Source organism: Streptomyces sp. NC-S4 (assembly GCF_054353315.1).
Genome location: NZ_CM135937.1, coordinates 4,927,501 through 4,940,043, shown reverse-complemented (window position 1 = coordinate 4,940,043; position 12,543 = coordinate 4,927,501). Strand labels below are relative to the sequence as shown.

Below are 12,543 nucleotides of genomic sequence, written 5' to 3'. Positions count from 1 at the left end.
CCCCCGAGACCCCACAAATCGCCCATGATGGTAACCGGGAGGAGGGTCAGGCCTCCAACGCCCGCCGGAGCCGGTCGGGGTTCACCCTCCAGAAGGTGTGCTGCTCGCCGTCCACGAGCACGACCGGAATCTGCTCCCAGTGCAGCCGGTAGAGCTCCTCGTCCTGCGAGATGTCCTTCTTCTCCCACTGCGCACCCGTCTCGGCGCACACCTTCGCGACCACCTCCTCCGCCTCGTCGCACAGGTGGCACCCGGGCTTCCCGATGAGCGTCACCGTCCGCTCACCGGGACTCTTCTTTTCCTTGCGGCGCAAAAAAGGGCTCATGCCACCCATTCTCCCGCGCCCGCACGTAACAGCAGCGCCCCGAAGAGTTCACACCTCCGCATCCCATCGGTTCGGGAACTCCCGAACACAGTGGCTATGCTCGCGTCATGGCCGCTCCCGGATGGCTCCCCTCTCGTCGGCGCTCCGCCACGGCACGCAGCGTGCTGGCGGGCGAGGCCTCGGCCGAGGCCGCCCGCAAGACCGCTCTGGCCGAGGCCCCGGCGCTCACCGAACCAGAAACGGAACCGGAATCCCGGGCCGGAGAGAGCCCGGAGCAGACCCCGGACGAACCCGTCTTCCCGGTCGCCGGCGACGATCTCGCCGCCGCCTTCTTCGACCTCGACAACACCGTCATGCAGGGCGCCGCGATCTTCCACTTCGGTCGCGGCCTCTACAAGCGCGAGTTCTTCCGGCGCCGCGAGCTCGCCCGCTTCGCCTGGCAGCAGGCCTGGTTCCGGCTCGCCGGGGTCGAGGACCCCGAGCACATGCAGGACGCCCGCGACAGCGCCCTGTCCATCGTCAAGGGCCACAAGGTCTCCGAGCTGATGGCGATCGGCGAGGAGATCTACGACGAGTACATGGCCGAGCGGATCTGGCCGGGCACCCGCGCCCTGGCCCAGGCCCACCTCGACGCCGGCCAGAAGGTCTGGCTGGTCACGGCCGCCCCCGTGGAGACGGCCACGATCATCGCCCGCCGCCTGGGCCTCACCGGGGCCCTGGGCACCGTCGCCGAGTCCGTCGACGGGATCTACACCGGCCGCCTGGTCGGCGAACCGCTGCACGGCCCCGCGAAGGCGGAGGCCGTCCGCGCCCTGGCCGCCGCCGAGGGGCTCGACCTCGAACGCTGCGCCGCGTACAGCGATTCGCACAACGACATCCCCATGCTCTCGCTGGTCGGGCATCCGTACGCGATCAATCCCGACACAAAACTGCGCAAGCATGCCCGCACCAACGACTGGCGACTGCGCGACTATCGGACCGGCCGCAAGGCCGTGAAGGTCGGCGTCCCGGCGGCCGCCGGCGTCGGCGCGATCGCCGGCGGCGCCGCCGCGGCCATCGCCCTGCACCGCCGCCGCAAGTAACAACACCAGGCCCGGGGCCCCGTGAGCCCCGGGCCCGCCCGGACCACGGCCCCGCCCGGACATTCGCACACCTCTACCCGCGCCCCCGGTGCGGCACTCCGGCATGCCCGACTCGGTCGTGGGACTCCTTGGAAGCGTCCATTCCGCGCACTCAAGCGATCAAGAATCGATCACCAACTGCGACTGAATATGCCCTCGACACGCAACAGAAGTGTCGGAACCGGTGATTTGAGCAACTGGGTGTAGCACTGCCTGTACGAAGCGTTATTCTCCTCAAACGCATGCCACCGGCCATCTGTCGCCACGACGGGTGAACGGTTCCGCACTGCACGTGATGGAAGCTCTGCCTCTGGGAGTCCCGTGTACCCACCTGTCGGGGTTGACGCCTCGGGCCTGGCTCAGCTGCGCGCAACGGTCCTCGACCACCTGCGCGGCTTCGTCCCCACCGCGTACGCCGCCCCCGCCTTCGCCGCCGCGGTCCCTGCCGGCCTCGGCCCGGCCGGTCCTTGCTATGCCCTGACCGACGGGGGCGCGACGGTGGGCAGACGAGGTCGCGGCGGCGGCGGCTCGAACGCCACCGGCACCCAGACCACCCATCGCCGCCCCACGGCGGACAGCGACCAGGCCCGCATGATGGATCTGGTCGAGCGCGCCCAGGCGGGCGAGGCCGAGGCCTTCGGCCGCCTGTACGACCAGTACAGCGACACGGTCTACCGGTACATCTACTACCGCGTCGGCGGCAAGGCGACCGCGGAGGACCTCACCAGCGAGACGTTCCTGCGCGCCCTGCGCCGGATCTCCACCTTCACCTGGCAGGGCCGCGACTTCGGCGCCTGGCTCGTGACGATCGCCCGCAACCTGGTGGCGGACCACTTCAAGTCCAGCCGCTTCCGGCTGGAGGTCACCACCGGCGAAATGCTCGACGCGAACGAGGTCGAGCGCAGCCCCGAGGACTCCGTCCTGGAGTCCCTCTCCAACGCGGCCCTCCTGGAGGCCGTGCGCAAGCTCAATCCACAGCAGCAGGAGTGCGTGACCCTGCGCTTCCTGCAGGGCCTCTCGGTCGCCGAGACGGCCCGGGTGATGGGGAAGAACGAGGGCGCCATCAAGACGCTCCAGTACCGGGCGGTGCGCACCCTGGCCCGCCTCCTCCCCGAAGACGCCCGCTGACCCTCCGACACCAGACAACCTCACATTCGGTGACCCCTCGATGACGCTGTGGTCAGATCATCCTTCGTCCGTAACCCAAGTGCCGCGACGCTCGTTGTGCGGAATGCAGGCTCCCTGTGGACACGCCTTGCCTGAAGCCGCTCACTCGAAAGTGTGGATGCGCTCAAGGAAGGCAACCTTCCGGACACCTTGGGGAGTCGATCGTCATGACGAGAGGAGGTGCCGCCAGTGATCGCGAACGTGACCCCGCACCGGCGGGCGAACGCCTTCGCCCAGGCCCTGGAGGATCGGACCCCGTCCGACCTTCCAGATCCGGACTCGGCGGCCGAGCAGTCCGAGGCACCTGCCGAACCTGCCGACCACGACCGGCTGTTGGCCCTGGCGAGCGTGCTCGGCGAAAGAATGCCGCGCCCAGCGCTGGACCCCGAGGTCAAAGTGGTGCAACGAGCCCAGCTCATTGCCGCCATGGAGGCCATGGAGCTGGAAGAGAGGGCCGGGGGCGGTGCCGCCTCGGACCCTCAGCTGCCCGAACAGCGGACCGGCCGCGGCGCCCACCGGGCGACGCCGCTCCGGAAATTGCGGCCCCGCTCCCGCTGGTCCAAGGGCATCGCAGCGGGCGGCCTCACCGTGGGTGTGGCCGCGGGGGCCTTCAGCGGAGTGGCCGCTGCCAGTTCCGACGCCCTGCCCGGTGACAACCTCTACCCCGTGAAGCGGGGCATGGAGGACCTGAAGCTGGGGATGGCCGACGACGACTCGGACCGGGGCGAGCTCTATCTCGACCAGGCCTCGAACCGCCTGTCGGAAGCCCGTCGGCTGATGGAACGAGGCCGGCTGGGCGACCTGGACCACGAGTCCCTGGGCGCGATCCGCCGGGCCCTGGCGAGCGTGAAGCACGACGCGGAGGAGGGCCACCGCCTCCTCCAGGCCGCGTACGAACGGGACGGCTCGCTCGGCCCGATCCAGAAGCTGTCGTCGTTCTCCCGCTCCCACCGCGACGCGTGGGGCAAGCTCCGCGAGAAGCTCCCGGCGCAGCTCACGGACGTGGGCGGTGAGGTGGACTCGGTCTTCCAGGCCATAGACGAAGACGTGGCGCCGCTGCAGAGCCTGCTCCCCAAGGCACCGGAGCAGACCCGCGGCACCGGAGGCACCCCCGGCTCGTCCGCCAAGCCGGGCACCCCCAGCGGCACCCACCCGTCCGCCCCGGCCGCCGGCAGCACGCCGTCCGGCAGCCCCGCGGCGCCGTCCCCCTCGGGCACCTCCCGGCCGCCCGCCGGCGGTCTCCTCGGCGGTACGGGCGACCTGCTGAACCCGCCCGCGGGACAGTCGGCCCCGCCCCCCTCGGGCACGCCGGAGAACCCGAAGCCGGACATCACCATCCCGCCCCTGCTCCCGGGACTCCTTCCGGGCCTGGGCCTGGGCGCGGAGGACGCCGAGTAACGCCTGGTGACGAGGAAGGGCGGGGCTGCCACAGCAGCCCCGCCCTTCCCTTCGGCCTTGCGCCGACAGTGCGTCAGAAGAAGACGGACCGCCGCTGCACCAGCAGCTTGTAGAGCGTGTGCTGGATCTGCTCCCGCACCTGGTCCGTGAGGTTGAACATCAGCATCGGGTCCTCCGCCGCCTCCGCGGCGTACCCGTCCGTCGGGATCGGCTCCCCGAACTGGATCGTCCACTTCGTCGGCAGCGGCACCGCGCCCAGCGGCCCCAGCCACGGGAACGTCGGCGTGATCGGGAAGTACGGGACGCCCAGCAGCCGCGCCAGCGTCTTCGCGTTGCCGACCATGGGGTAGATCTCCTCCGCCCCCACGATCGAGCACGGCACGATCGGCGTGCCCGCCCGCAGCGCCGTCGACACGAACCCGCCGCGCCCGAACCGCTGCAGCTTGTACCGGTCCCCGAACGGCTTCCCTATCCCCTTGAAGCCCTCCGGCATCACACCGACCAGTTCCCCGGCCTCCAGCAGCCGCTGCGCGTCCTCCGCGCACGCCAGGGTGTGCCCCGCCTTGCGGGCCAGCTCGTTGACCACCGGCAGCATGAACACCAGATCCGCCGCCAGCAGCCGCAGGTGCCGCTCCGCCGGGTGGTGGTCGTGCACGGCGACCTGGAGCATCAGCCCGTCGAGCGGCAGCGTCCCGGAGTGGTTGGCCACGATCAGCGCGCCGCCCTCCGCCGGGATGTTCTCGATGCCCTTGACCTCGACCCGGAAGTACTTGTCGTAGAGCGGCCGCATCAGGGACATCAGGACCTGGTCCGTCAGCTCCTTGTCGTAGCCGAAGTCGTCGACCTCGTAGTCCCCGGTGACCCGCCGCCGCAGGAACGCCAGCCCGCCGGCGATCCGCCGGTCCCAGCTGTCACCGGGCGCCGCCGCAGGCGCCGGCGCCGGCTGGGGAGCGTCCGACGGCTCCACCACCGGCTCGGCAGCGGGTACCGCCCGCACCCGGCGGGGGATCCGCCGCCGCGGCCGGTCCTCGTCGAACGGAATGACCTTGGCGTCCGCCACTATCGCTTCGCTCCTTCAGCCGCGTAGGCGTCGTCCTTGAGCCCGTCGAGCCCCTCTGCGTCCAGCATGGCCGCCACCCGGTCCACGGCCCGTCCGACCCGCTCCGGCGGCAGCAGCCCCGTCCCCCGGCTCCGCGCGAAGTCCGCGAAGGTCTCGGCGGTCGTGTAGAGCGGTTCGAAGCCGAGGACCTCGCGCATCTGCGTGGTCTCCACGACCCGGCCGTGGGTGAGCAGCCTTATCTGCTCCGGCGAGAAGTCACTGGCCCCGACCGCCCGCAGCGCGGCACCCACCCAGTTCAACGCCGGCAGCAGCAGCGGCAGCGTGGGCCGCCCGAGCCGCCGCGAGCACTGCGACAGCAGCAGTACTCCGTCACCCGCGATGTTGAACGTCCCGCTGTTCAAGGTCCCGCGCCGGGGCTCCCGCGCCGCCAGCCGCAGCACTTCGAGGACGTCGTCCTCGTGCACGAACTGCAGCCGCGGGTCGTACCCCAGCACCGTCGGCATCACCGGGATGGAGAAGTACTCGGCGAGCGCCGAGTCCGCGAAGGGCCCCAGGATGTTCGCGAAGCGCAGGACGCACACCGCGACGTCCGGCCGTCTGCGCGCGAAGCCCCGTACGTAGCCCTCGACCTCGGCGGCGTCCTTGGCGAAGCCGCCCGCCGGCAGGGACTTCGGCTGCGTGGTCTCGGTGAAGACGGCCGGGTCCCGGGGGGTGCCGCCGTAGACGCTGGTACTGGACTTCACCACGAGCCGTCGTACCGTCGGCGACTTCTGGCAGGCCCCGAGGAGCTGCATGGTGCCGATGACGTTCGTTTCCTTGACGGTGCTGTGCGCACCGCCCGTTCCCGCGCTGCCTCCGGTGACCGCCAGATGGACCACCGTGTCCACGGCGTGCTCGGCCAGCACTCTGGCGATCGCCGACTGCCTGATGTCCGTACGGACGAACTCCGCCGATCCCAGCCGGTGCGGCGGTGTCACGGCGTCCACCGCGATCACCCGCTCGACGTCCGGATCACGCTGGATCCGGCGCACGAAGCGGCCGCCCAACTGCCGGGCAGCCCCGGTGACGAGTACGACCTTCCCCACGAGCTCAGCGCCTCCCTCGAGAAGTCCCCCGGCTGCACCGCAGCCCCTCCACCAAGGATGGTGGAGGGGCTGCGGAGAACACGTACAGCTGCCGTTTACTTCTTGTTACGGCGCTGGACGCGGGTGCGCTTGAGCAGCTTGCGGTGCTTCTTCTTAGCCATCCGCTTGCGCCGCTTCTTGATAACAGAGCCCACGACTACCCTCGCTCACTTCTCTTCACTGGTGCGGGGCGTCTGGGCCCACACGACCTACGTCGGCCTAGCCTACCCGCCCGAGCTCTGAGCTTGTAATCCGAGCGCTTCCGCGTCGTAGCCGGGGGCTTCCCGAGCCTCAGTATCAGGCCGACTCCACCCCCACATAGGACTCTCGGAGGTACTCGTGGACCGCGTTCTCGGGGACCCGGAAGGACCGGCCCACCCGGATTGCGGGCAGATGACCGTTGTGCACCAGCCGGTACACGGTCATCTTCGACACTCGCATCACCGAGGCGACCTCCGCCACGGTCAGGAACTGAACCTCACTGAGAGGCCTCTCGCCAGCAGCCATGACACACCTTGACCTTCCGCGCATGACGGGCACCGGCTTCCCCTCCGGTTACTCCTCGTCGTCGCACGCTCACTCCCCAGAGTAGGGGCGCGTGATACGAGTGGGGAAGAGGAGCTACGGCCACTCCTGCCGCCCCGTCAGACTCGCGCGGCCGAGCACGTATCGCGTGAGCGGTCGGTAGTAGTCCGCTCGCACCGCGTCATCAAGTGGAACGGCCACCGAGACGCGCCCCTCGGCCTCCCCGACGAACAGCGCGGGATCATCCGTATCCGCCAGCCCGATGGCCTCCACACCGAGCTGACCTGCGCCGCAGACCCACCCGTGGTCCCCCACCACCAGCTCCGGCAGCGGCCCGCCGGCCTCCGCGAGGGCCCCCAGCGCCACCCGAACCGGCAGCGGCGAATGGCTGTGCACGCCGGTCGCACTTCCCGGCACCCGCACGCCGGGTTCCCGCACCAGTGCGACCCCCCGTACGTATTCGATGCTGTGCGTGCGTACGCCGAACCGCGTCGCCATGTCGACGCTCACCCCCTGCGCCGGGGTGAGGACAACACATCCCGCCGCCGACAACGCCTCCGCCAAACCGGCGTAGAAACCCAGGAGTCGATGCGGATGGCCCGTCCCGAACAACACAGGCGACCGCACCCTCGCCGCCTCGCACAGCCGCCCCGCGAAGGCCTCCAGCGCGGCCACCGTCCGCTCCGGATCGATCACGTCCGGCCCGCTGACGTGCGCCGGGTCCGCCGAGACCCCGCACTTGTCCGCCATCAGCCTCAGCAGATCACCCTCGCCCCACGCCCACTCCGGATCCAGCCCCAGCATCACCCGTGGATCCCGCGCCGCGAACAGCCGGTAACTGCGCAGGCTCTCCTCCCGCGAGGTGGCGACGGGCCCGGCCAACCGGGCGGCCAGCAGATGCGCACGCAGCGCGCCGGTGCTCAACACCCTCCGATGCTGCCCCAACCCATCTGGCGGTTCATCAATTCCACCGAACAGCCCCACAGTTGGCGTAACGATGCGCCAGCCCCGGACCGCACGTCAGGTCAGCATGCCGCGCAGCGGGAACACCGCCCGACGCGTGGCCAGAACGGCCTGGTCCGTCCGGTCCGCCGGGTCGTAGCCCGCGTCCCAGTCCGGCCACGAAGGGGTCCGCCCGTCCGTCATCCGGGCCGGCGCCAACTGCCGCGTCCGCGCGTACACCTCGTCCCGCCACGAAGCGGGCACCGCCGTCCCGGGATCCACCGGCCGGTGGGCGGCGATCCCCACCAGATGCGTCCACGACCGCGGGACGACGTCCACCACCGCGTAACCGCCCCCGCCCAGCGCCAGCCACCGCCCGTCCGCGTACTCGTGCGCGAGCCGGTGACAGGCCTCCTGGACGGCCCGCTGGGCGTCCAGTGACACCGCCAGGTGGGCGAGGGGGTCCTCGAAGTGCGTATCGGCCCCGTGCTGGGTCACCAGCACCTGCGGCCGGAAGTCCGCCAGCAGCTCCGGCACGACCGCGTGGAAGGCCCGCAGCCAGCCCTCGTCCCCGGTCCCGGCCGGCAGCGCGATGTTCACCGCCGACCCCTCCGCCCCCGGCCCGCCGGTCTCCTCGGGCCAGCCGGTCTGCGGGAACAGCGTCCGCGGATGCTCGTGCATCGAGATGGTCAGCACCCGGGGGTCGTCCCAGAAGGCCGCCTGCACACCGTCCCCGTGGTGCACGTCCACGTCCACGTACGCGACCCGCTCGGCCCCCAGCTCCAGCAGCCGTGCCACCGCCAGCGAAGCGTCGTTGTAGACGCAGAAGCCGGCCGCCCCGCCCGGCATCGCGTGGTGCAGCCCGCCGGCGAAGTTCACGACGTGCTCGGCCTCACCGTGCCAGAGCGCCTCCGCGCCCGCCACGGACTGCCCGGCGATCAGCGCGGACGCCTCGTGCATCCCGTGGAAGGCCGGATCGTCCAGGGTCCCCAGCCCGTACGAGCCGTCCGCGGTCCCGGGGTCTGCCGACACCTCGCGCACCGCGGCGACGTAGTCCTCCCGATGGACCAGCCGCAGCGTCGAATCCCCGGCCGCGGGCGCCGCCCGTACCTCCATCGCCCGGTCCAGTCCGAAGGCGCGCACCAGGCCCATGGTCAGCGCCAGGCGCACCGGGTCCATCGGATGGCTCGGTCCGAAGTCATACCCCGTTACCGCCTCGTCCCACATCAACAGCCCGGTCACCGGCTCGCCGCTCATGCCGGACACCGTATCGGGCGCCCTCGGAGCCGAACGAGCGGGCTTGGAAGAGTGTCACCAGGACCAGCGCCATCGGCACCAGCATCGCGCCCCGGTAGCTCCACGCGTCACCGACCGCCCCGACGAGCGGCGACCCGATCAGGAAGCCGACGTAGTTGAAGATGTTCAGCCGCGCGACGGCCGTGTCGGACGCCCCCGGGAACAGACGTCCCGCGGCGGCGAAGGTCTGCGGCACGATCACGCACAGCCCGATCCCCAGCAGCGTGAAGCCGAGCATGCCCGCCCACGCCCCCGGCGCCGCCGCCACCACGGCGAACCCGGCGGCCGCCACCAGCGTCCCGGCCCGCACCACGGCCGCCGCCCCGAAGCGCCGCACGCCCAGGTCCCCGACGGCCCGCCCCACGAGGGTGGTCACCATGTACACGTTGTAGGGGACGGTCGCCATCTGCTCCGAGCTCCCCAGCACGTCCTGGAGGTACTTGGCACTCCAGTTCGCCACCGTGGAGTCCCCGATGTACGCGCACGCCATCACCAGGCAGAGCGGCAACAGCAGCTTGAACCCGCCGGCCCCCGTCCCCTTCCCGCCGCTCTCCCCCTGACCCGCCGTCCCGTCGACGTAGTGCCGGCTCCCCAGCAGCGCCGACGGCAGCAGCACGACCACGGCCGGCAGATAGCTGACGAAGAGGTCCAGTTCCCAGTGCGCGCCCGCCCACGCGGCCGAGGCCCCCAGGATCCCGCCGAGGCTGTACGCGGCGTGGAAGCCCAGCATGATGCTCCGCCCGTACGCCCGCTGCAGGCTGACCCCGAGCATGTTCATCGAGGCGTCCAGCGCACCCACCGACAGCCCGAACGCCCCCAGCGCCACCGCCACGTGCCACATCCGGCTACCGGCCCCGACGGCCAGCAGGGACAGCAGCACCAGCGGCTGCGCCCACCGCAGTACGACGCTGGGCGCCACCCGTTTCACCAGGTGCTCGGTGGCCACGCTCGACGCGCCCGCGAGCACCGGCACGGCCGCGAGGAAGGCGGGCAGCAGGCCGTCGGATATCCCGTACCGGTCCTGGATGGCCGGGATCCGCGTCACGAGCAGCGCGAAGGCGACGCCTTGCACGAAGAAACTGAACCCCAGAGCGCCGCGGCCGCGCCGCAGCCGCACATCATCCGTCATGGCGGGCCAGCGTAGGGCCACGGGCTACCCGTGGGTAGAGAGATCACATACCCAGTCCGGCTTCCAGCCCGAGCAGTCCGGTGAGCTGCTTCATGTCACCGAAGTACCCGGTGGCTCCGGGGAGTCGGTCGGCGGGCAGCATGCCCGTGAACCCGTACACGTCCATGCCCGCCGCGACGGCGGCACGGACACCGAGCGGGCTGTCCTCGATGACCACGCAACGGCCGGGCTCCACGCCCATCTGCCGCGCCGCGTGCAGGTACAGGTCGGGAGCCGGCTTCCCCTGGCCCACGTCCTGCGCGCTGAAGATCCACTCCTCCTCGAACCATCCGTCGAGCCCGGCCACCCGATGCCCGACCCGGATGCGGTCGTGGCTCCCGGAGGAGGCCAGGCAGTACCCGACCCCCTGCGCGGTCAGCGCGCCCAGCACCTCTTCCACACCGGGGACGGGCTTCAGCTCCTGCTCGAACGCGGCGACGGTCCGCGCGTGCAGGGTCTCGTCGAAGTCGGCCGGCAACTGCTGCCCGGTCCGCTCGACGACGAGGTCGTGCACCCGGTGCACGGCGGACCCCATGTAGTCGCGGACCGACTCCTCGTAGGTGGTCGGGTGCCCCAGCTCGGTCAGGTACCCGGCGAGGATGCTGTTGGCGAGCGGCTCGCTGTCCACCAGCACGCCGTCGTTGTCGAAGATGACGAGGTCGTAGCCCATACCCCCACAGTACGAACTAAAGGGACGTAGGGCCCGTCTCGCCGGGCCGCCGACGACGCGTCATCGGACTGCTGCGGCCATTCGGACGACAGCCGTGAGACGTGAGGCCGGCGCGGTCCGGGTGCGCGGCCGGAGTCCATCCGCCCCGTAAACGCAGAAAAGCCCCGCACCATAAGGTGCGGGGCTTTCCCACAATGATTGTTCGGCGGCGTCCTACTCTCCCACAGGGTCCCCCCTGCAGTACCATCGGCGCTGAAAGGCTTAGCTTCCGGGTTCGGAATGTAACCGGGCGTTTCCCTAACGCTATGACCACCGAAACACTATGAAATTTAGAACGCTGGTGTTTTCACAGCTGTTCGTTATTTCAGAACTAACACAGTGGACGCGAGCAACTGAGGACAAGCCCTCGGCCTATTAGTACCAGTCAGCTTCACCCGTTACCGGGCTTCCACATCTGGCCTATCAACCCAGTCGTCTACTGGGAGCCTTACCCTCTCAAGGAGGTGGGAATACTCATCTTGAAGCAGGCTTCCCGCTTAGATGCTTTCAGCGGTTATCCCTCCCGAACGTAGCCAACCAGCCATGCCCTTGGCAGGACAACTGGCACACCAGAGGTTCGTCCGTCCCGGTCCTCTCGTACTAGGGACAGCCCTTCTCAATATTCCTACGCGCACAGCGGATAGGGACCGAACTGTCTCACGACGTTCTAAACCCAGCTCGCGTACCGCTTTAATGGGCGAACAGCCCAACCCTTGGGACCGACTCCAGCCCCAGGATGCGACGAGCCGACATCGAGGTGCCAAACCATCCCGTCGATATGGACTCTTGGGGAAGATCAGCCTGTTATCCCCGGGGTACCTTTTATCCGTTGAGCGACGGCGCTTCCACAAGCCACCGCCGGATCACTAGTCCCGACTTTCGTCCCTGCTCGACCCGTCGGTCTCACAGTCAAGCTCCCTTGTGCACTTACACTCAACACCTGATTGCCAACCAGGCTGAGGGAACCTTTGGGCGCCTCCGTTACCCTTTGGGAGGCAACCGCCCCAGTTAAACTACCCATCAGACACTGTCCCTGATCCGGATCACGGACCGAGGTTAGACATCCAGCACGACCAGAGTGGTATTTCAACGGCGACTCCACAACCACTGGCGTGGCTGCTTCAAAGTCTCCCACCTATCCTACACAAGCCGAACCGAACACCAATATCAAACTGTAGTAAAGGTCCCGGGGTCTTTCCGTCCTGCTGCGCGAAACGAGCATCTTTACTCGTAGTGCAATTTCACCGGGCCTATGGTTGAGACAGTCGAGAAGTCGTTACGCCATTCGTGCAGGTCGGAACTTACCCGACAAGGAATTTCGCTACCTTAGGATGGTTATAGTTACCACCGCCGTTTACTGGCGCTTAAGTTCTCAGCTTCGCAACCCCGAAAGGTCACTAACCGGTCCCCTTAACGTTCCAGCACCGGGCAGGCGTCAGTCCGTATACATCGCCTTACGGCTTCGCACGGACCTGTGTTTTTAGTAAACAGTCGCTTCTCGCTGGTCTCTGCGGCCACCCCCAGCTCACGGAGCAAGTCCGATCACCAGTGATGGCCCCCCTTCTCCCGAAGTTACGGGGGCATTTTGCCGAGTTCCTTAACCATAGTTCACCCGAACGCCTCGGTATTCTCTACCTGACCACCTGAGTCGGTTTAGGGTACGGGCCGCCATGAAACTCGCTAGAGGCTTTTCTCGACAGCATAGGAT

The 12,543-nt window shown here is 69.1% G+C and carries 12 protein-coding genes and 2 rRNA genes (1 of these 14 only partly in view); 3 read left to right on the top strand and 11 right to left on the bottom strand.

Going from position 1 to position 12,543, the window contains the following annotated elements:
* Positions 1-46: 46 nt before the first annotated feature.
* Entirely contained in the window at positions 47-334 is a 288-nt protein-coding gene (locus ACXNSR_RS22175) for a glutaredoxin family protein (RefSeq protein WP_458637267.1), read from the bottom strand.
* Between the two features lie 98 nt (positions 335-432).
* On the opposite strand from ACXNSR_RS22175, the gene ACXNSR_RS22170 reads away from it, so the two are divergent.
* From ACXNSR_RS22170 to ACXNSR_RS22160, 3 genes are all read left to right on the top strand, one after another.
* Entirely contained in the window at positions 433-1,407 is a 975-nt protein-coding gene (locus ACXNSR_RS22170) for an HAD family hydrolase (protein WP_458637266.1), read from the top strand.
* 360 nt (positions 1,408-1,767) lie between these two features.
* On the top strand, positions 1,768-2,574 hold the full coding sequence (locus ACXNSR_RS22165) for an ECF subfamily RNA polymerase sigma factor, BldN family (protein ID WP_458637265.1): 807 nt from the start codon (positions 1,768-1,770) through the stop codon (positions 2,572-2,574).
* A 228-nt stretch (positions 2,575-2,802) separates the two neighbouring features.
* On the top strand, positions 2,803-4,011 hold the full coding sequence (locus ACXNSR_RS22160; protein ID WP_458637264.1) for a DUF5667 domain-containing protein: 1,209 nt from the start codon (positions 2,803-2,805) through the stop codon (positions 4,009-4,011).
* A 73-nt stretch (positions 4,012-4,084) separates the two neighbouring features.
* Here ACXNSR_RS22160 and ACXNSR_RS22155 read toward each other — a convergent pair whose 3' ends face one another.
* The 10 genes from ACXNSR_RS22155 to ACXNSR_RS22110 all read right to left on the bottom strand — a co-directional run.
* Positions 4,085-5,071, bottom strand: coding sequence for a lysophospholipid acyltransferase family protein (locus tag ACXNSR_RS22155; protein ID WP_458637263.1), 987 nt, complete (start codon positions 5,069-5,071; stop codon positions 4,085-4,087).
* The gene (locus ACXNSR_RS22150) at positions 5,071-6,156 is read right to left on the bottom strand and encodes an NAD-dependent epimerase/dehydratase family protein (RefSeq protein ID WP_458637262.1); all 1,086 of its coding nucleotides are present in this window, start codon (positions 6,154-6,156) and stop codon (positions 5,071-5,073) included. Before ACXNSR_RS22150 ends, ACXNSR_RS22155 begins: the two co-directional genes overlap by 1 nt.
* A gap of 95 nt (positions 6,157-6,251) precedes the next feature.
* On the bottom strand, positions 6,252-6,350 hold the full coding sequence (locus tag ACXNSR_RS22145; RefSeq protein ID WP_003948845.1) for a 30S ribosomal protein bS22: 99 nt from the start codon (positions 6,348-6,350) through the stop codon (positions 6,252-6,254).
* 142 nt (positions 6,351-6,492) lie between these two features.
* Positions 6,493-6,702, bottom strand: coding sequence for a helix-turn-helix domain-containing protein (locus ACXNSR_RS22140; protein WP_008738568.1), 210 nt, complete (start codon positions 6,700-6,702; stop codon positions 6,493-6,495).
* A 114-nt stretch (positions 6,703-6,816) separates the two neighbouring features.
* Complete coding sequence (locus ACXNSR_RS22135) at positions 6,817-7,647, bottom strand: phosphatase (protein ID WP_458637261.1); 831 nt, start codon at positions 7,645-7,647, stop codon at positions 6,817-6,819.
* A 93-nt stretch (positions 7,648-7,740) separates the two neighbouring features.
* Positions 7,741-8,889 carry an acetoin utilization protein AcuC gene (locus ACXNSR_RS22130; RefSeq protein ID WP_458643359.1) on the bottom strand — a complete coding sequence of 383 codons (1,149 nt, stop codon included), beginning with the start codon at positions 8,887-8,889 and terminating at the stop codon, positions 7,741-7,743.
* Entirely contained in the window at positions 8,861-10,087 is a 1,227-nt protein-coding gene (locus tag ACXNSR_RS22125; protein WP_458637260.1) for an MFS transporter, read from the bottom strand. Before ACXNSR_RS22125 ends, ACXNSR_RS22130 begins: the two co-directional genes overlap by 29 nt.
* Positions 10,088-10,130: 43 nt before the next feature.
* Positions 10,131-10,796: an HAD family hydrolase gene (locus ACXNSR_RS22120; RefSeq protein WP_458637259.1), complete on the bottom strand. Its 666-nt coding sequence runs from the start codon at positions 10,794-10,796 to the stop codon at positions 10,131-10,133.
* 200 nt (positions 10,797-10,996) lie between these two features.
* Positions 10,997-11,113, bottom strand: a 5S ribosomal RNA gene (gene rrf / locus ACXNSR_RS22115).
* Positions 11,114-11,190: 77 nt separating this feature from the next.
* Positions 11,191-12,543 (bottom strand): 23S ribosomal RNA (locus tag ACXNSR_RS22110); it runs 1,771 nt beyond the window's last position.